Origin of the sequence: Bradyrhizobium sp. Ghvi, assembly GCF_900115265.1 — a bacterium.
Taxonomy (GTDB): domain Bacteria; phylum Pseudomonadota; class Alphaproteobacteria; order Rhizobiales; family Xanthobacteraceae; genus Bradyrhizobium.
In genome coordinates this window covers 503,995-521,419 of sequence record NZ_FOVU01000001.1, presented here as the reverse complement: position 1 = coordinate 521,419, position 17,425 = coordinate 503,995, and the positions used below count along the sequence as shown (strand labels likewise).

Here is a 17,425-nt window from a genome sequence, read left to right as displayed (position 1 = left end):
CGGCGCCATTCGACGGAGCAGTGCTGTTGCAGGCTCCCCCGGTGGCTGCTCTGTCCGTCGGCGCGGATGGTGACAAAGCGTCAGATTTTCAGCATTGTCCCGTTCGGGGGCGCGAACGGGACAATCGAATGCCGCTGACGCGCGACAGGATCATCGGCCACGACCTCGAACGGCTGGCCTTTCGCTTCACCATGCTGAGCGACGATGAAGTCGTGCAGTGCCAGATCAGCGATGCCGCGATGGATGAACTGGCGGGCATGCAGGGCACCGAGAGCAGCGCGCGGCAGGCGCAGTTCACCTCGCTGCGCGAGACCATCGAGCGGATCGCCTCGGACCTCTACGACGAGGCGCCGCGGTTCAAAGGCTATGTGGTACGGATATTCATACGGCATTTGAGACGGTGAGAAGGTTGGCTGTCACCGCGCCTCCAATTTCTTCAGCAGCAATTTCAGCGCCGTCGCAGCGAACACCTGCATATTCGCGAACCGGTCATTACTATCAGTCTCCAGCGTCATCACCTCGGCTGCAGGCCCCGCCACAGCCATGCAGCTATTGCCGGCGGCATCGCCGTAGCGGTTGCCGGTCGGGCCGGCGGCGCCGGTCTCAGACAGGGCCCAGTCGGAGCTGAAGCGGCCACGCATCTGTTCCGCCAACAGTTGCGCGTATGGCTCCGATGAGGAGCGAAAGCCCTTCATTCCTTCATCCGAAATATCCATCAGCACGCGTCTGGCATCGCGGGTGTAGACCACCGCGCCCCCGAGAAAATAAGCGGACGCGCCGGGCACCGCGAGCAGGCTTGCAGCGATCAAGCCGCCGGTCGAGGATTCCGCGACGGCGATAGTCTCTTTGCGCGCGATCAGTTTCGCGGCGACCCGTTCCGCAATCCCAATGAGTTCTTTCATCCCGTCCCCCTGTTCGTTCGCAATCGAGCTCCGCCTTCCTAGCATATGACGGAAGCCTTGGCTGAGTTGCGGGCGACGGGCAGGCCTGCTTGAATGGTGGATACAAGAACAGACATGCCAGGAAACGTGAGAAGGCAGACGTCATGACGTCCCTGATCGCCGGCGGAGTGGATTGCGACGTACATCCGGCCGTGCCGCATCTGACCAGCCTGCTGCCGTACCTGAACGACTATTGGCGCGATCAGGTGACGACGCGCGGCATGGTCGACCTCGTCTCTCAGTCCTATCCGCAGAACTCACCGATCACTGCGCGGCCCGACTGGCGGCCCGAGAAAGGAAAGCCCGGCGAGAGCCTGCAGGACATGCAGCGCCACGTGCTCGATCCCTTCCAGCTCGGCTATGCGATCTGCAATCCGCTCTACGGCGTGCAAATGGTGTTTTCCGAGGACATGCAGGCTGCCTTCTGCCGCGCGGTCAACGATTGGCTGGCGACAGAATGGCTCGACCGCGATTCCCGGCTGCGCGGCTCGATCGTGATCCCGACGCAAAGCATCGAAAAAGCCGTCGCCGAGATCGAGCGCTGCGCAGCGGACCAGCGCTTCGTGCAGGTGCTGATGCTGGTCATGGGCGACGTGCCGCTCGGCAAACGCGCGCTGTGGCCGATCTACGAGGCCGCGCAACGACACGATCTGCCGGTGGGCATTCACGCCGGTTCCGCCTATCACAATCCACCGACCGCGGTGGGCTGGGGTTCCTACCACATCGAGGATTATGTCGGTCAGGCCCAGGCGTTCCAGACCCAGCTCACCAGTCTGATCGTCGAAGGCGTGTTCGCCAAATATCCGCACCTGAAAATGGTGATGCTGGAGTCCGGCGTCTCCTGGATCGCGCCGTATCTCTGGCGGCTACACAAATTCTGGCGTGGGGTGCGAATGGAGACGCCATGGGTCGATCGCGCGCCGCTGGAGATTGTGCGCAGCAACATCCGCTTCTCATTACAGCCATTTGATGCGCCGCCGAACGCGGCGACATTAAATCGCTTGTTTGAGCATATGCAGTCCGACGAATTGGTCCTATTCTCCACGGACTATCCGCACTGGCAGTTCGACGGCCAGGATGCGCTGCCCGAGGGGCTCGCCCCCGATCTCGTGCGCAAGATCATGATCGACAATCCGCATACGACTTATCCCCGCCTGAAATGAGCCCGCTGCCAAAGGAGGCAAGGCGATGAATATCCAGTTCCGCGAGAGCCTAGAGGCCGCTTCCCCATCGACGACGAAAACCGCGATTGCGGACTGCGACATCCATCCGGCACGCGCCACCCGGGCCGAGCTTTATCCCTATCTCGCCAAACGCTGGCAGCATCACCTCGAGATTTACGGCGTTCATGCCTATCAGGGCATGATGGAAGGGCCGCCCTATCCGAAGGCTCAGCCCAATGCCTCGCGCCGCGATGCCTATCCGCCGGAAGGCGGCCCGCAGGGCTCCTCGCTCGCCTTCATGCAGAAGCAACTGCTCGATCCGAACAACGTGCAGCTTGGTGTGCTCAATCCGCTGGGGACCGGCCAGGGCATCCGCAACCACGAGCTCTCGGCGGCGCTGTGCTCGGCGATCAACGACTGGCAGATCGACAAATGGACCAGCAAGGACAAGCGGCTGAAGGCGTCCATCGTCGTCGGCAATGAGGACGGGCTGTCGGCCGCCGCCGAGATCCGCGAGCGCGCCGGCGACAAGAACTTCGTGCAGGTGCTGCTGCTGAGCCGCAACGTCGAGCCGCTCGGCCAGCGCCGCTATTGGCCGATCTACCAGGCTGCGGAAGAGGCGGGCCTTCCAGTCGGCGTGCACGCCTTCGGGTTTGGCGGCAACCCGATCACGCCGTCGGGCTGGCCGTCCTATTACATCGAGGAGATGGTGGGCCATTCGCAGTGCCAGCAATCGGCGCTGGCGAGTCTCGTGCTGGAAGGCGTGTTCGAGCGCTTCCCGAAATTGAAGATGGTGATGATCGAGGCCGGCTTCGGCTGGGCGCCGTCGCTGGCTTGGCGCCTCGACAAGGTCTGGCAGCGGCTGCGCAGCGAGGTGCCGCACGTCAAGCGGCCGCCGTCCGAATATATCCGCGAGCAGGTGTGGTGGACGACGCAGCCGATGGAGGACCCTGAAAGGCGCGAAGACCTGTTCGACGTCATCAACTGGATCGGCTGGGACCGTCTGCTGTTCGCGACCGATTATCCGCATTGGGATTATGACGAGCCGTCACGCGTGCTGCCTGCAGGCGTCAGTGAAGCCAATCGCGAGGCGTTCTATCTCGGCAATGCCAAGAAGCTCTACGGAATAGCTTGATGGCGCGTCATGTGATTGCGCCGGTGGACGAGCTTCCGCCGGGGACGCGAAAATTCCTTGAGATCGAGGGACGGCCGATCGCGGTCTTCAACATCAAGGGCGAGTATTTCGGCTTGATGAATCGCTGCCCGCACCAGGGGGCGGCCTTGTGCGAGGGCCCGCTGATCGGGCTTGCGCAGTCCGGGGATCCCGGCGAGATCGAATACACCAGGCTTGGTGAGATCATTCGCTGCCCCTGGCACGGCTGGGAGTTCGACATCCGCACCGGCCAGTCCTACTGCGATCCCCGCCGCTTCCGCGTGAAGGCCTATGCGGCCCATGTCGAGCCGGGCGCAAGCGTCGTGAAGGGACCGTATGTGGCCGAGACTGTCACGGTGACAGTGGAGAGCGACTACGTCGTGGTGGAGCTGTAAGTCTCCGTCATTCCGGAGCGATGCGAAGCATCGAGCTCCGATGCGCAATTGCGCATCAGAGAATCCATCGTGCGTGTGGAACAATGGGAGAATTGGATTCCGGGCTCGCCTCTTCGAGGCGCCCCGGAATGACGCCGTCTTACTGTCCCGTCGCGGGCTCCCTAGCCGTATCATAGGCAGGCACCGCCTGCTTGCCGCCACGATAAACGGTTAGCGCGGCGATGATGCCGAGTGCCGCTCCGAACATGAGCCAATACGCCGGCGAGGCCTTGTCGCCGTTGGTCATGCTGATCAGCTTGGTCGCCACGGCGGGCGTCGACGTGCCGAAGATGCCTGCGGCGAGGGCGAAAGCGATCGAGAAGCAGGTGGTGCGGACATGGGCCGGCACGATCTCGACCAGGCATCCCAGCATCGTGCCGCTGTAAACGCCAAAGTAGAACGAGAACATCATCTGCACCGCCAGCAGTTTCCCGAGGCTGGGAGCTGCCGCGAGCCAGGACAGCGCGGGGTAAGCCGTCAGGAACGATAGGGCCGCGATCGTCACCAACACCGGCTTGCGCCCAATGCGGTCGGACAGCGCCCCGCCGACCGGATTCCAGATGAAGTTGGTGACAGCAACGAGAAGCGTCACCAGCAGCGTTCCGGTCGGCGACAGATTGAGCTGCTTGCCGAAGCCAGGGGCATAGACCGTGATGAAGTAGAAGGTCGTGGTGGTCAGCACGGCGATCATCATACCGAGGATAACGATGCGCCAGTTGGCGATCGCCGACGCGAACACTTCGCGCGCGGTCGGATGCTTCTTCATGGCCAGGAAGGCCGGGGTTTCCTCGAGCGAGCGCCGCAGGAAGAAAATGACCGGGATGATGATGCAGCCGACAAAGAACGGGATACGCCATTTCGCAACGCCGCCGATCACATCGAGGAAGGTGTCGCCGGGGATGAGCTCCCTCAGGATGAAGCCGAGGATCGCTGCGACGAAGATCGCGACTTGCTGACTGGATGATTGGAACGAGGTGTAGAAGCCGCGATTGCCGGGCGTGGCGATCTCGGAGAGATAGACGGAAACGCCGCCGAGCTCCACGCCGGCCGAGAAGCCCTGGATCAATCGGCCGATCAGCACGATGACCGGAGCGGCAACACCGATCGCTGCGTAAGAGGGGCAGAACGCAATCACCACGGTGCCGAGCGCCATGAGCGCGAGTGTGAAGATCAGGCCCTGGCGCCGGCCGATACGGTCGATATAGGCACCAAGAACGATGGCGCCCACCGGGCGCATCAGCGCGCCGAGCCAGAACACGCCATACGCATTGAGCAGGGCCGCGGTCTCGTCTGCGGCCGGGAAAAACGCCTTGGCGATATCCTGCGCATAGAAGCCGAACAGGAAGAAGTCGAACTGCTCGAGAAAATTGCCTGATGTGGCGCGCAGGATCGCGCCGATGCGCGACTTGATTGCGGGCGGGTTGGTGGCTGGTCCAGCCATGAACGTTACTCCCCTTCGAGACGTGGCCGGACCGGAACTCATTTCACGGCAAGGCGACAAATTGCTGCTGCGACAATCTGGCTACCCCTCTCGCGCGGGACGTTGCGAGTCAACCCATTTCGCTGGGGAAGCTGATGAGTTTTCAGGCTTTATTCTGGGTCGCGGCGAGCACCCATTGGCGAAAGGCCGCGAGCTTCGGCGCCTCGCGGCGGCCCTCCGGCGAGACCAGATAAAAGCCTGCATCCGCCGGCAGTGCGATCTTGAAGGGGACCACCAGCCGACCCTTGGCGATATCGTCCTGCACATAGGAGGTCCGGCCCATCGCCACGCCCATGCCGTCGATCGCCGCCTGTACGGTCATGAAAGTCATATCGAAGGTGATGCCGGGCTGCCGTGAGATGCTGGTTGAAAGCCCCGCCGCTGTCAGCCAGAGGCGCCAGTCATCGCTGGTGCTGGTGTGCAGAAGCACATGGTCCTTCAGATCCTCCGGCGTGCGCAGCGATTTTTCGCCGCGAAGGAGGGAAGGACTGCACACCGGAAACAGCTCGTCCGCCATCAGCCACTCGGCACGCACGCCCGGCCACTGGCCGCGGCCGTAGCGAATCGCGGCATCGACATTGTCGCGCTGGAAGTCGACGAGACTGGTCGAGGTGGTGATGCGGACGTCGATGCCGGGATGGGTCTCCTGGAAATCGGTCAGACGCGGCAGCAGCCATTTCGCCGCGAGTGATGCGATCGTCGAGACCGTCAGCACCTTGTCGTCGTCCTTGCGCAGCAGCCGGTCGGTGGCGAGGCGAAGATCGTTGAAGGCAGCGCGGACACCGGGGAGGTAGTCACGCGCTTCGGGGGTCAGCGCCAGCGAGCGGTTCTGCCGGATGAACAGACGGATGCCGAGCTCCTCCTCGAGACGCCGAATTTGATGGCTGATCGCGGTCTGCGTCACATTCAGCTCGCTTGCGGCCAGTGTGAAGCTGAGATGCCGCGCGGCCGCTTCAAAGGCCCGCAAACCGTTCAGGGATGGCAATCTGGCAGTCATTTGGCAGCAGCATGCATGAGCTTAATTCATGCGAAGGGGTACAAATTGTCGTTTGTGGCAGCGCATTCGGAGGCAGATATTAGTGTTAAGCTTAGCTCAAGGAGCTGAAAATGTCTACGTTGACCGATAATTCGATGACAAATCATCATGCGCCAGGCCTCATCCGGCAGGTCAGTGAGACGCTCCATCTCTGGCATGAGCGCTACCGCAACAGGCGTGAGCTCACCAACTGGACCGCCCGTGATCTCCACGACGTTGGCCTGTCCTGGTCCGACGTTGCCTATGAGGCTGACAAACCCTTCTGGCGGGCCTGATAGGCCGCCAAGCCGGCGCCGCCTGATCCCAGGGGCGCCGGCGGTCCCCTATTCGAGTTTTACGTGGGCGCGTGTCATGGGCACCTATCGCCTGGAGGACCTGAAGCAATATTCGGACACGCTGCGCACCTGGCAGGGTGATGCGCTCAAATTGCGCTTCGTCGAGCCGCGCGACACCGACGAGCTTCAGCACTACTTCCGTTCGCTCTCGACCCGCTCCCGCTACAACCGCTTCTTCGGCGCGATCAGCGAGCTGCCGAAGGGGCTGCTCAACGACTTCCTTCAGATCGGCGAGCGCGAACGTTTCACCGTAGTCGCGACCACCGTGGTCGACGGCTTCGAGACCATCGTCGCCGAGGCGCGCTATGCCTTGCATGCCGAGACCTCGATGCTTGAATTCGGCCTGTCAGTGGACGATCGCTGGCATGGTCGTGGCATCGCCACTGCGCTTCTGAAGAATCTCGAATGCCGCGCAGCAGCCCTTGGCGCCGAGCACATGTTCGGCGACACACTGCGCTCGAACGAGACCATGATCTCGCTCGCTCGCAAATCCGGTTTCTCCTTCGTCAATCATCCTGATGATTGGAAGCTGGTGCGCTTCGACAAGGAGATCAACGTCGCGCCGAACGACATTCCCTGCGCCAGCTGGCGCCTCGCCGCTCTTTCCCGTCAGGCCGACAGCCCCTCAGCCTCGGCCTGACACGACTGCAAGCCCGGCCTGGTCCAACCAGCGCCGGGCGTTTTTTTGCCAATATCAAACCCGTCATCCTGAGGTGCGCGCTCAGCGGCGCATCTGCGCCGCTGAGCAAGCCTCGAAGGATGATACGGCCCCGCTGCTTGCTGCAGTTCCGCGCAGCAGCAGTCGGGCCGTCGCCCTTCGAGGCTCGCGGAAGAGGCGAGCACCTCAGGGTGACGGTTCGCGATTTTTCGAACGCTCCTACTTCCCCGTGAACACCGCCTTGCGCTTTTCGATGAAAGCCTGCACGGCCTCCCTGTGATCGGCGGTCGTGGTCAGGCGCACCAGCCGCTCGGCCTCGTGATCCCTGGCGGTTTCGAAGTCGAACAGCAGGGCCTCGTCGAGATTGTCCTTCATGTAGCGCAGCGCCAGGCGCGGGCCTTCGGCGAGCGACTTGGCCAGGGCGAGGGCCTCGGCCTGCAACTTGTCGTCGGGGACGACCCGATTGACGAGGCCGATCGCTTCCGCGCGCGCGGCATCGACACGATCGCCGGTGAACATCAGCTCGCGCGCCCGCGCGGTGCCGACGAGACGGGTGAGGAGCCAGGCGATGCCGTAATCGCCCGACAGCGCGATGCGGGCATAGCCGGTGGCGACGAACGCCGATTGCGCGGCAATGCGGATGTCGCAGGCCATGGCGATGGCGAGCCCGGCACCGACCGCGGGGCCAGGAAGGGCTGCGATTGTCGGCTTGCGTACCGACGCCAGCGCGCCCGTCAGCAACCGTTGCCGCTCTTGCAGATCGGCGATGCGATCCTCGAGCGACATCTCCAGCTTCTTGGGATCGCGATGCGCGCCCATGCCCTTGACGTTGCCGCCGGCGCAGAACGCTTCGCCGGCGCCGGTGATCAGGAGCGCGCCGACATCGGGGCTCTCGCCGCAGGTGCGGATCATCATGCGCAGCGCCGGCGTCAGCGCGTCCGACAGCGAATTGCGCGCCTCCGGCCGGTTCAGCGTGATGACAGCGACGCGGTCGCTGACAACGCAGAGGAGCTCGTTGGTGCCGGTATCGATGGTGGTTTCGGTGGTCAATGATTCCTCCCTGTTCTTGTTGGCTCTCGTAGGCTGGGTTAGCTGAGCGGACTGCGCCTGGCGCAGGTACGCTCGGCGTAACTCACCTCTTTAGCGTTCGCGGAGACAGAAGAGGTGGGTTACGCCTTCGGCTAACCCACCCTACGGGGTCTCGGTTTAAAACTTCTCCACCCAAGGGCGCAGCTCGAGCTCCCAGCTCCAGGCGCTGCGCGGCTGTTGCAGCACATTCCAATAGCTCTCTGCGATCGCATCAGGATCGAGCATCGAATCCGGCTTGTCCGCCGGGTCGTTGCGCGCCGCGCTGCGGATGCCGCCGTCGATGACGAAATGCGCGACATGGATGCCTTGCGGTGACAGCTCACGCGCCATGCTCTGCGCCAGCCCGCGCAGCGCGAACTTGCCCATCGCGAACGGTGCGGACTGCGCGTAGCCCTTGACGCTGGCCGAGGCACCGGTGAACAGGATCGCGCCATGCTGGTTCGGCAGCATGCGCTTCGCCGCCTGCTGCGCCACCAGGAAGCCGCCATAGGCGCTCACCGCGATCGCGTTGGCAACGTCGGTTGGGACGAGATCGACGAACGGCCCGCGCGCGCGGCCGCTGGCGTTGTAGACGACGAGGTCGGGCGTGCCGATCTCGCGCTCGACGAGGCCAAACAGGCGCTCGACCTCCTCGGGCTCGGTGGCGTTGCAGGCATAGGCCTTGGCGCCGGTCTCGCTACAGAGCGCACCGAGCTTCTCGATCTTGCGCGCGGCCAGCGCGACTCGGATGCCTTGCGCGGACAACAGCCGCGCCAGCGAGGCGCTCAGGCCTTCGCCTGCGCCGACGATGAGGGCGATCTTGTAAGTCGGGTGTTCCATGGTGTGATCTCTCAGGGACAGACGTCATTGATCTAGGCATCCGCCGCGTGGACAACCAGCCGCAGTCACAGACCGGACTAATCACATTCCGCAGAGCGAACTGCTCCTTCACGGCAATCATGCCGCCCTGACGATTTGCGGCTTTATTGCCCCTCGCAAGGGGAGCATGATCGACATCATCTCAAGCGGCAAGCGATAAGAATGCCGCCGGGCGAAAACCAAGAGGACGATCATGCACGAGCCGGTCACAGCGCAGCCACAGCATGTCGCGGCCGCACCATCCGGCCTGCTGGCGCCAGATACCACGGGCATGAATTTCTACCGCGCCGACCCGGCGCTGAGGGATATGTTGCGCATCCATCTGCCGGACACGCTCTTCCGCCACATCGAGCCGCATCTGGACCGTCTCGGTGAACTCGCCGGCGGCCATCTCGACGAGTGCGCGCGGCTTGCCGACCGGCACACGCCGGTGCTGCACCAGCGCGACAAGTTCGGCCGCGACGTGCAATGGATCGAATATCATCCGGCCTATCGCGAGCTGGAGAATGCCGCATTCGGCGAGTTCGGCATCCACGCGCTCTCGCTCCGCAAGGGCATCATGGGTTGGCCAGACAAATATCCTGTCGTGGCCAAGCACGCCTTCACCTTTCTGTTCAACCAGACCGAATTCGGCATGGGGTGCCCGATCAACGTCACCGACGGCTGCGCAAAACTGCTGGCGAATTTCGGCAGCGATGCCCTCAAGGCGAAATATCTCGACGGCCTGACCTCGACCGACATGAGCAAGCTGACCCAGGGCGGCCAGTTCATGACCGAGAAGGAGGGTGGCTCCGACGTCGGCACGCTGACAACCCGCGCCGTGCAGGAGGGCGACCATTGGCGTCTCTATGGCGAGAAATGGTTCTGCTCGAATGCGGACGCGAAAGTCGTAATGCTCCTGGCGCGGCCCGAAGGCGCGGCCCCGGGCACGCGCGGCGTCGGCCTGTTCCTGATGCCGCGCTTCCTCGACGACGGTTCGCAGAACCACTATCGGATCGTGCGCCTCAAGGACAAGCTCGGTACCCGCTCGATGGCCTCGGGCGAGATCAAGCTCGAAGGCGCCATCGCCTATGCCGTCGGCAAGCTCGATCGCGGCTTCGTGCAGATGGCCGAGATGGTGAATTCCTCGCGGCTGTCCAACGGCGTCAAATCCGCCGCGCTGATGCGCCGCGCCTATCACGACGCCATGACGGTGGCCAAGAACCGCGTGGTGTTCGGAAGCCGCATCATCGACCTGCCGCTGGGACGACGGCAGATGCTTAAGATCATGCTGCCGGTCGAGCAGGCGCTGTCCATGAGCTTTCTCACGGCCGATGCGCTCGACCGCGCCGAAGCCGGCAGCCAGGATGCGGCAGCGCTGCTGCGCATCCTGACGCCGACGCTGAAATTCCGGGCCACGCGCGATGCACGAAAGGTCTGCGGCGATGCGCTCGAGATGCGCGGCGGCATCGGCTACATCGAGGAATTCGCCACTCCGCGCCTGCTGCGTGATGCGCATCTCGGCTCGGTGTGGGAAGGCACCGGCAATATCGTCGCGATCGATGCACTCCGCCGCGCCGTCGGTCGCCATGGCGCCGAATCCGCGCTATCCGCCGATTTGCATTCGCGGCTCGATGACAGTGCCTCGGTGCCGCAGGCCTGGCGCGACAATCTGCGCGTGCTCGTCGACCGCGCCGTCAGTTTTGCGCGCGAAGTCGCCGGGACGTCCGAGAACGAGGCCGACGCGCGGCGCGCCACCAGCGTGCTCTATCACGTTTCCAGCGCAGTGGCGCTCGCCTGGGAGGCGCATCGCATCCACGCGATGCGCGGCGACGCACGTCGGCTTCTGCTGTCGCGGCTGGTGGTTGATCACCGGGTGGCGCTGAGCGACCCGTTCCGGCTGACGGAAAATGCCACCCAGGCCAAGATCGCTGCGCTCCTGCTGGGTGATCGCGACGCCAGCATGAGCGAGGTTGGCGAACTGGCTCTGGCGTCGTAGGCTCTCTTTCCACCTCTCCCTTCGGGAGAGGTGGACAGCCAACGGATCCAACGAACAAACAACAACGAGGAAACACCCCATGAAGGCCGCCGTCCTCTATGAAGTCAACCAGCCGCTCGTCGTCGAGGACGTCAGCCTGCCGAAGCCGGGCCCGCGCGAGGTCCTGATCCGCACCGCGGTTGCCGGTCTCTGCCACTCCGATCTTCACTTCATGGAAGGCCTTTATCCGCATCCGCTGCCGGCGGTGCTCGGGCACGAGTCGGCCGGCATCGTCGAGCAGGTCGGCTCCGACGTGACTTACGTGAAGCCGGGCGATCACGTCGTCACCTGCTTGTCGGTGTTCTGCGGCACCTGCGACAATTGCACCACCGGCCGCACCGTGCTCTGCACGGACACAACAGTAAAGATGCTGCCCGGCGTCTCCAACCGGATGCAATGGTCGAAGCCGGAGAAGCTGCACCAGTTCCTCAATCTCTCGTCCTTCGCCGAGCAGATGCTGGTGCACGAGAATGCGATCGTCAAAATCAGGAAGGACATGCCGCTCGATCTCGCCGCGCTGATCGGCTGCGGCGTCATCACCGGCTACGGCGCGGTGGTGAACACGGCGAAGGTGACGGCCGGCGAGACCGTGGCGGTGATCGGCTGCGGCGGCGTTGGCATGGCCGCGATCAACGGCGCGCAGATCGCCGGTGCCGGCCGCATCATCGCCATCGACACCAATCCGGCCAAGCTCCAGCTCGCGACCAAGCTTGGCGCGACCGACATCATCAATCCCGCCGATGGCGACGTGGTGAAGCAGGTGCGCGACCTCACCAATGGCGGCGTGCATCATTCCTTCGAGGTACTCGGGCGCAAGGAGACGGCGGAGCAGGCCTTTGCCATGCTCACCGCCGGCGGTACCGCCACCATCGTCGGCATGATCCCGTTCGGCCAGAAGATCGAGCTGCATGGCTTCGACTTCCTGCGCGAGCGCAAGATCCAGGGCTCCTCGATGGGCTCAAACCACTTCCGTGTCGACATGCCGAGGCTGGTCGATTTCTACCTGCGTGGCCGGCTGCACCTGGAAGACTGGATCTCGGCCAAGCTGAAGCTCTCCGAGATCAACGAGGGTTTCGCCAACATGAAAGCCGGCAAGACGCTGCGCAGCGTGATCGTGTTTGATAGCTAGTAGAAACCTCAATGACGGTGTCGTCGCCCGGCTTGACCGGGCGATCCAGTACGCCGCGGCGGCAGTTGCGCGCACCAACTACCGCCGCGGCGTACTGGATGCCCCGGTCCCGGCTCCGCCAAGGCTACGCCGAGGCCCACACGGCCGCTCGGCGCGCCGAAGCGTGAGCGAAGGCGGCAAGCCGCGGCATGACAGCGGAATGAGGTGGCCTTAGCCCAACTTTCTGCGACACGTGGCCGACGACGAGACCTCAATCCTCGAACATCTTCGGCGGCACGAAGCCGCCGAACTCGCGTTCGATCAATTCGGCGAGCCTCAAGGGCGTACGGTCCTCCAGCCACGGGCCGACGATCTGCACGCCGACCGGCAGTCCATCAGGTGCGAATCCGGTCGGGATCGCGGTCGCGGGCAAGCCGGGGAGCGTGGCGATGCCGGGCCAGGCGAGCTGGTCGGTATAGACGTGCTCCTTGCCGTCGATCAGGATGCGGCGCTGCTCCTGGTCTTCCGAGTGATCGTGCGGATAGGCCGGCGTCGGCATGATCGGGCAGATCACTGCATCGAAGGATTTGAACAGCTCGTGCCATTGCGCGCGCAGGCGTGTCCGGCCGCCGCGCGCCAGCAGCCAGTCACGATGGCTGAGCGCGATGCCGCGCAGGCGTTCGGCCTGCAGGCTGTTGTTGCTGGCCGGCAGGGTAGCGGCTGCCGCAACTGCGCCTGCGTAGAACTCGGGCGAGAAGCTGGCTGCGAGGAACGACAGCAGCATCCGCATATAGAGGCGCGAGGACGTCGCGAAATCCGGCAGCAGCGGACTGCTGCGCTCGATCCTGACGCCGGCTTTGGCGAGATTGTCGGCGAGCGTATTGATGCTGCCGCGCACCGCGGTGTCGGTCGGCAGCACCGGATCGGAATCGATCACGAGAACTCGGAATTCTTTCAGCGAGCCGTGACGCGCGGCTGGCAGCTCGAGCCTGTAGGCCTTGCCGTTGTCGAGCGGGTCGGGACCGGCCATGACATCGAGCAGCAGGGATAGATCGCCGGCACTTCGCGCCATCGGTCCGATCACGGCGAGATCGCGCTCATAAGCTAGTGCGGGAGCCGGTGGCGGCGTATGACCACGAGACGGTAACAGATCGAAGGTCGGCTTGTGTGCGTAGACGCCGCAGTGAAATGCGGGCACGCGCAGCGAGCCGCCGATATCCGAGCCGAGTGACAGCGGGCCGTAACCCGCTGCGAGCGCCGCCGAGGAGCCGCCGGATGAACCACCGGGCGTGCGGCCGAGATCGTAAGGGTTGTTGGTGGTGCCGTAGATATCGTTGTAGCTCTGCCAGTCGGCGAGGGCGAGCGGCACGTTGGTCTTGCCGAGCACGATGGTGCCGGCGTCCTTCACCCGCGTCACCGGCAGCGCGTCCTCCCTGGCAATAAAGTCCTTATGCGCGGGATTGCCCCAGGTCGTTGGCAGGCCGGCGATGTTGTAGGATTCCTTCACCGTCATCGGCAGGCCGAGCAGCGGTTTTCGTTCGCCGCGGGCCAGCGCCGCATCCGCTTCGCGCGCGGCGTCCAGCGCGCGGTCGAAATCCCGGACGCAGACCGCGTTGATCTTGCCGTCGTGACGTTCGATGCGGTCGATCGCATCTTGCGTGAGCTCGACGGCGGACACCTTTTTCGCCGTCAATGCGGCCGACAGCTCGACGGCGGTTTTGAAACTCCATTCCGATCTGGCCACGACATGCTCCTGCGGTTCACTTAAGGAATGATGCGCAGTTTTAGCCGATGCCGCAACCGCCGTTTGATCGCGGTTGATCTGTCCGGAATGCTACCCGGGCAGCATCCGCCGCATGACCCGGTCGCGATAGATGAAGATATGCGCGAGCGCGGCTGCGACGTGAATGCCGATGGTGACGAGCAGCGCCCATTCCATCGCCTGGTGGAGGCCGTCGATGGCCCGGCCGGCGGCTGCGTTGTCGGACGCGAGCATCGGCAGCGGCACGAGATAGAAGAACGAGACGGACCAACCGCGGAACGACGCAAACAGCCAGCCCGAGATCGTCGTCGTCAGCACCAGCACGTAGAGCAGCCAGTGGACGGCCTCCGAAGACAAGCGCTGCCAGGCGGGCAGGGAGCTTTCAGGCGCGACCGGATGGGTGAGGCGCCAGACAAAACGGAGCGCCGTCAGCAGCAGGATCGTCAGCCCAATCGATATGTGGAACGTCATGCCGGCGCCCGGGCTCATGCCCCGATGGATATCCGGCATCAACCAGCCGATCGGGTACTGCACAGCCAGCAGGGCGACGATGAGCCAGTGGAAAATCTTGGCGGGCGTGCCGTATTGAAGGCGGGTCATGAGGATCCCTGGCATTGAACGGTCGCGCCGGTCAGGGCTGGAAGCCACGCACGGCAGCATGGGTGAACGGATTGACGGGCCCGCTGGTCATCCGCGAGCCGGCGTCCGGTTTCTGCCCCGGTACTGGAAAGGCATAGCCGATGATAGTCTTGACCACGAGGCGGTCGGAGCCCGGCGTCAACCCGTAGCCGACGCCAAAGTTCACGTCGAACACGCCAGCCTTGAAGTCGGTGACAGCAAACAGCGTATGCTGCTGGTCCGCAAGCTTGTCGAAATTGCCGATCTGGCCGAGGTCGCTGTAGTACTCGAATCCTGCGAACAGATCGTCCCCGAATTTGCGTGCGATACGCGCCGCCGGCGTGAAATGCTGTTCGGCAAACTTGCCGAAATGGACGTCGACGATCGGATTGACGATGAACTCGTAGTCGCTGTTCCGTATCCCGATGATGGGACGAATCTCCATCGAGAAGCGGGACTGGGAGAATGGCGGCGTCTCGTTGCTGAATTCGAAGTTCACGCCGTAGAAGAAATTGCGCTGCTCGGCATGCGGCGAAACGAACAGCGTGCGCAGCTTGAAGGCGTCCGAATAGAAGCGCTCGTCCTGGATCGAGAACGGCAGGTAGAGCCCGACCTCCCACCAGTCGGTCACGCCGTAGGCGAATTCCGGGGTGCCGTTCAGGCTGTGATTTGAGGCGAGCCCGCCGGGAAAGGGCGGATTCCTCTGACCGAGCGCGATGTAGTTCAGATGCTGCTGGATCGTGAACTGGCCGATCTCGGCGATCCCGGCGTTGTAGACTTGAATTTCATCGGTCGCGTGCGCGGCTCCGCCCAGGGTCGGGAGGGTCAACACTGCCGCAAGGCCTGCTGCGTTGAATGAACGATGTCCCTTCATCACCGTCGCCTACGCCGCCCCGATCAAGATGCCGACCGCCAGCACGATGGCGCCGCCGAGCACGATCTGGAATACGGCTTGCAGGAATGGCGTGTCCATGTAGCGCGAGCGGATGAACGCGATCGCCCAGAGTTCGAAGAACACGACGACGCAGGCGATCGCGGTGGCGATCCAGAATGCGTTTGCCCAGCTGTCGGGCACGAGATAGGGCGCGGTGTGGCCGAGCCCGCCGAGCGTCGTCATTGCGCCACAGGTCACCCCGCGCAGCCATGGCGAGCCGCGCCCCGTCAGCGAGCCGTCGTCGGACAGCGCTTCCGCAAACCCCATGCTGATGCCGGCGCCGATCGAGGCGGCAAGGCCGACCAGGAAGGTCTGCCAGTTGTGATGCGTGGCAAAGGCCGCGGCGAACAGCGGCGCCAGTGTCGAGACCGAGCCGTCCATCAGGCCGGCGAGGCCCGGCTGCACATATTGCAGCACGAACATCCGCCTGCGCGTGCGATCTTCTTCGGCGCGCACGTCGGGCTTGAGGATCTCGTCGGTCAGTCTTGCTGCGGTGTTCTCGTGGCTCTTTTCCGCTTCGGCGAGATCGCCCAGCAGCCTGCGGACATTGACGTCCTCGGCCTGATCGGCGGCCTTCGCATAGAAGCGCGCGGCTTCGAGCTCCATGGTCTCGACTTCCCGACGGATCGTGTCGAGCGGCAGGTTCTTGGTCAGCCAGATCGGTCGGCGGCGCAGAAAACCCTTCACATCCTCGCGACGAATCGGCGGCAAATGCTGGCCGAAGCGTTGCTCGTACATTTCCAGCAGCATGTGCCGATGGCCGCGCTCTTCCTCGGCCATCTGCTCGAACAGCTTGGCCGAGTCGGGGTAGCGTTCCTTCAGATCCTCGGCGAAGCTCATGTAAATGCGGCTGTCTTCCTCCTCGGAGGAGATCGCGACCGCAAGCACCTCGCGCTCGGTCAGATCGGCAAAGTTCTTCACGAATTGGCCTGTTATCAGTTTAGAACGGTTCTAAATCGATATAGGCTGCAATTCGTTCAGGGTCAATTCACGCTCGCCACGCGAATCCTGACAATCCACGCGCCGCCACGGATGGCGCTGGGAGCATGGAAACCTGCCGCGACGTAAAAGTTTGAATTCTATAATGTGAATGGACGGGTGAAGAATGGCCAAGGTCAAGTTTCGTCTGAACGATCCCCGGCTGGCGCCCCGCCGCACAAAGCTGGAAATCCCGGGCTGGGCTGGCACGCGCGAGCCGCGTGCGAACGGTTCGCGTGAGCAGGTCTGGCATTGCGTGCCGTTTTCCGAGGGCGCGCAATACGGCATCGAGCTGTTCTATCCCTATGACTTCGAGCTTCGTGTCACGACCAGAGACGGGCGCCTGGTCCTCGAGGCCGATTGGGGCGAGCCGCCGGAAGGTGGCGCGGAATGGCCGCCGTTTCGCAGGTTTGGCGACGCATTCTACACCTATCAGATCCTGCTCGATCTCAAGGTCGAGAAAGGCATGGCGATTCGGACCGAGCCGCATCCGCGCTTCTATGCCGATCGCACCGACACGGTGCCGATCGCGGTCCCTGCGTTGATCCGCAACTGGTGGCCGATGATGTTCTTTTGCGTCTTCAAGGCGCCGGCCGAAGGCCAAACCCACATCTTCCGACCCAACGAGCCCTTCGCTCAAATCATCGTCATTCCCGAGGAGGCGAACTTCGAGCTCGAGCCGATGGAGGAAGAGGAAGCGGCGGAGCGCGAGCTCCAGGCTCGCCGTATCTACAACAGTCGTCCCAAACTGGCTGCCGGCACCGAATGGACATCGTCATCCGATACGGTGTTCGACGGCACTTACCGGCATCTCCATCGCGCGGCCAAGGAGAAGGCCCGCAACGAATAGGCGACCGCTGG

General features: G+C 63.6%; 18 protein-coding genes. 9 read left to right on the top strand and 9 right to left on the bottom strand.

Annotated features, from left to right (window positions below; translation table 11 throughout):
* The first annotated feature begins 128 nt into the window (after window positions 1–128).
* Window positions 129–404, top strand: a complete 276-nt coding sequence (locus BM374_RS02510) for a DUF1488 family protein (RefSeq protein ID WP_177248049.1) — start codon at window positions 129–131, stop codon at window positions 402–404.
* Window positions 405–416: 12 nt separating this feature from the next.
* Here BM374_RS02510 and BM374_RS02505 read toward each other — a convergent pair whose 3' ends face one another.
* Window positions 417–902 carry a CinA family protein gene (locus tag BM374_RS02505; protein WP_092288983.1) on the bottom strand — a complete coding sequence of 162 codons (486 nt, stop codon included), beginning with the start codon at window positions 900–902 and terminating at the stop codon, window positions 417–419.
* 143 nt (window positions 903–1,045) lie between these two features.
* On the opposite strand from BM374_RS02505, the gene BM374_RS02500 reads away from it, so the two are divergent.
* The 3 genes from BM374_RS02500 to BM374_RS02490 are packed head-to-tail and all read left to right on the top strand — an operon-like array spanning window position 1,046 to window position 3,652.
* A complete protein-coding gene (locus BM374_RS02500; protein WP_092288982.1) occupies window positions 1,046–2,104 on the top strand; it encodes an amidohydrolase family protein in 1,059 nt (352 codons plus the stop codon).
* 25 nt (window positions 2,105–2,129) lie between these two features.
* Window positions 2,130–3,239 carry an amidohydrolase family protein gene (locus BM374_RS02495; RefSeq protein ID WP_092288981.1) on the top strand — a complete coding sequence of 370 codons (1,110 nt, stop codon included), beginning with the start codon at window positions 2,130–2,132 and terminating at the stop codon, window positions 3,237–3,239.
* On the top strand, window positions 3,239–3,652 hold the full coding sequence (locus BM374_RS02490) for a Rieske (2Fe-2S) protein (RefSeq protein WP_092288980.1): 414 nt from the start codon (window positions 3,239–3,241) through the stop codon (window positions 3,650–3,652). Before BM374_RS02495 ends, BM374_RS02490 begins: the two co-directional genes overlap by 1 nt.
* Before the next feature lie 139 nt (window positions 3,653–3,791).
* Here BM374_RS02490 and BM374_RS02485 read toward each other — a convergent pair whose 3' ends face one another.
* Window positions 3,792–5,132 (bottom strand): MFS transporter, encoded by a 1,341-nt coding sequence (locus BM374_RS02485; RefSeq protein ID WP_092288979.1) that lies wholly within the window; start codon window positions 5,130–5,132, stop codon window positions 3,792–3,794.
* A gap of 142 nt (window positions 5,133–5,274) precedes the next feature.
* Window positions 5,275–6,168 carry a transcriptional regulator GcvA gene (locus BM374_RS02480; protein ID WP_092288978.1) on the bottom strand — a complete coding sequence of 298 codons (894 nt, stop codon included), beginning with the start codon at window positions 6,166–6,168 and terminating at the stop codon, window positions 5,275–5,277.
* A gap of 110 nt (window positions 6,169–6,278) precedes the next feature.
* Between BM374_RS02480 and BM374_RS02475 the strand changes: the two genes are divergently transcribed.
* Window positions 6,279–6,482: a DUF1127 domain-containing protein gene (locus BM374_RS02475; RefSeq protein WP_092288977.1), complete on the top strand. Its 204-nt coding sequence runs from the start codon at window positions 6,279–6,281 to the stop codon at window positions 6,480–6,482.
* Between the two features lie 76 nt (window positions 6,483–6,558).
* Window positions 6,559–7,182, top strand: a complete 624-nt coding sequence (locus BM374_RS02470; protein WP_092288976.1) for a GNAT family N-acetyltransferase — start codon at window positions 6,559–6,561, stop codon at window positions 7,180–7,182.
* A 237-nt stretch (window positions 7,183–7,419) separates the two neighbouring features.
* On the opposite strand, the gene BM374_RS02465 is transcribed toward BM374_RS02470, so the two are convergent.
* Complete coding sequence (locus BM374_RS02465; RefSeq protein ID WP_092288975.1) at window positions 7,420–8,250, bottom strand: enoyl-CoA hydratase; 831 nt, start codon at window positions 8,248–8,250, stop codon at window positions 7,420–7,422.
* 156 nt (window positions 8,251–8,406) lie between these two features.
* A complete protein-coding gene (locus BM374_RS02460; protein ID WP_092288974.1) occupies window positions 8,407–9,108 on the bottom strand; it encodes an SDR family NAD(P)-dependent oxidoreductase in 702 nt (233 codons plus the stop codon).
* Window positions 9,109–9,340: 232 nt separating this feature from the next.
* Here BM374_RS02460 and BM374_RS02455 point away from each other — a divergent pair, with 232 nt between their 5' ends.
* Both BM374_RS02455 and BM374_RS02450 read left to right on the top strand, forming a co-directional pair.
* Window positions 9,341–11,125 (top strand): acyl-CoA dehydrogenase family protein, encoded by a 1,785-nt coding sequence (locus BM374_RS02455; protein WP_092288973.1) that lies wholly within the window; start codon window positions 9,341–9,343, stop codon window positions 11,123–11,125.
* A gap of 79 nt (window positions 11,126–11,204) precedes the next feature.
* Window positions 11,205–12,293, top strand: coding sequence for a Zn-dependent alcohol dehydrogenase (locus BM374_RS02450; RefSeq protein WP_092288972.1), 1,089 nt, complete (start codon window positions 11,205–11,207; stop codon window positions 12,291–12,293).
* Between the two features lie 250 nt (window positions 12,294–12,543).
* Here BM374_RS02450 and BM374_RS02445 read toward each other — a convergent pair whose 3' ends face one another.
* The 4 genes from BM374_RS02445 to mbfA all read right to left on the bottom strand — a co-directional run bounded on the left by BM374_RS02445 (window position 12,544) and on the right by mbfA (window position 16,507).
* A complete protein-coding gene (locus BM374_RS02445; protein WP_092288971.1) occupies window positions 12,544–14,016 on the bottom strand; it encodes an amidase in 1,473 nt (490 codons plus the stop codon).
* A gap of 90 nt (window positions 14,017–14,106) precedes the next feature.
* On the bottom strand, window positions 14,107–14,634 hold the full coding sequence (locus tag BM374_RS02440; RefSeq protein WP_092288970.1) for a cytochrome b: 528 nt from the start codon (window positions 14,632–14,634) through the stop codon (window positions 14,107–14,109).
* Window positions 14,635–14,665: 31 nt separating this feature from the next.
* The gene (locus tag BM374_RS02435) at window positions 14,666–15,526 is read right to left on the bottom strand and encodes a hypothetical protein (RefSeq protein ID WP_092288969.1); all 861 of its coding nucleotides are present in this window, start codon (window positions 15,524–15,526) and stop codon (window positions 14,666–14,668) included.
* A gap of 9 nt (window positions 15,527–15,535) precedes the next feature.
* Window positions 15,536–16,507: an iron exporter MbfA gene (gene mbfA, locus BM374_RS02430; RefSeq protein WP_092288968.1), complete on the bottom strand. Its 972-nt coding sequence runs from the start codon at window positions 16,505–16,507 to the stop codon at window positions 15,536–15,538.
* A 184-nt stretch (window positions 16,508–16,691) separates the two neighbouring features.
* Here mbfA and BM374_RS02425 point away from each other — a divergent pair, with 184 nt between their 5' ends.
* The gene (locus tag BM374_RS02425; RefSeq protein WP_092288967.1) at window positions 16,692–17,414 is read left to right on the top strand and encodes a hypothetical protein; all 723 of its coding nucleotides are present in this window, start codon (window positions 16,692–16,694) and stop codon (window positions 17,412–17,414) included.
* The last annotated feature ends 11 nt before the right edge of the window (window positions 17,415–17,425 follow it).

Coding starts and splice junctions, on each gene's coding strand:
- BM374_RS02500 (WP_092288982.1), top strand. CDS start 1,046: ATGACGTCCCTGATCGCCGGCGGAGTGGATTGCGACGTACATCCGGCC.
- BM374_RS02450 (WP_092288972.1), top strand. CDS start 11,205: ATGAAGGCCGCCGTCCTCTATGAAGTCAACCAGCCGCTCGTCGTCGAG.
- BM374_RS02455 (WP_092288973.1), top strand. CDS start 9,341: ATGCACGAGCCGGTCACAGCGCAGCCACAGCATGTCGCGGCCGCACCA.
- BM374_RS02470 (WP_092288976.1), top strand. CDS start 6,559: ATGGGCACCTATCGCCTGGAGGACCTGAAGCAATATTCGGACACGCTG.
- BM374_RS02440 (WP_092288970.1), bottom strand. CDS start 14,634: ATGACCCGCCTTCAATACGGCACGCCCGCCAAGATTTTCCACTGGCTC.
- BM374_RS02490 (WP_092288980.1), top strand. CDS start 3,239: ATGGCGCGTCATGTGATTGCGCCGGTGGACGAGCTTCCGCCGGGGACG.
- BM374_RS02460 (WP_092288974.1), bottom strand. CDS start 9,108: ATGGAACACCCGACTTACAAGATCGCCCTCATCGTCGGCGCAGGCGAA.
- BM374_RS02425 (WP_092288967.1), top strand. CDS start 16,692: ATGGCCAAGGTCAAGTTTCGTCTGAACGATCCCCGGCTGGCGCCCCGC.
- BM374_RS02485 (WP_092288979.1), bottom strand. CDS start 5,132: ATGGCTGGACCAGCCACCAACCCGCCCGCAATCAAGTCGCGCATCGGC.
- BM374_RS02495 (WP_092288981.1), top strand. CDS start 2,130: ATGAATATCCAGTTCCGCGAGAGCCTAGAGGCCGCTTCCCCATCGACG.
- BM374_RS02510 (WP_177248049.1), top strand. CDS start 129: ATGCCGCTGACGCGCGACAGGATCATCGGCCACGACCTCGAACGGCTG.
- BM374_RS02505 (WP_092288983.1), bottom strand. CDS start 902: ATGAAAGAACTCATTGGGATTGCGGAACGGGTCGCCGCGAAACTGATC.
- BM374_RS02475 (WP_092288977.1), top strand. CDS start 6,279: ATGTCTACGTTGACCGATAATTCGATGACAAATCATCATGCGCCAGGC.
- BM374_RS02435 (WP_092288969.1), bottom strand. CDS start 15,526: ATGAAGGGACATCGTTCATTCAACGCAGCAGGCCTTGCGGCAGTGTTG.
- BM374_RS02480 (WP_092288978.1), bottom strand. CDS start 6,168: ATGACTGCCAGATTGCCATCCCTGAACGGTTTGCGGGCCTTTGAAGCG.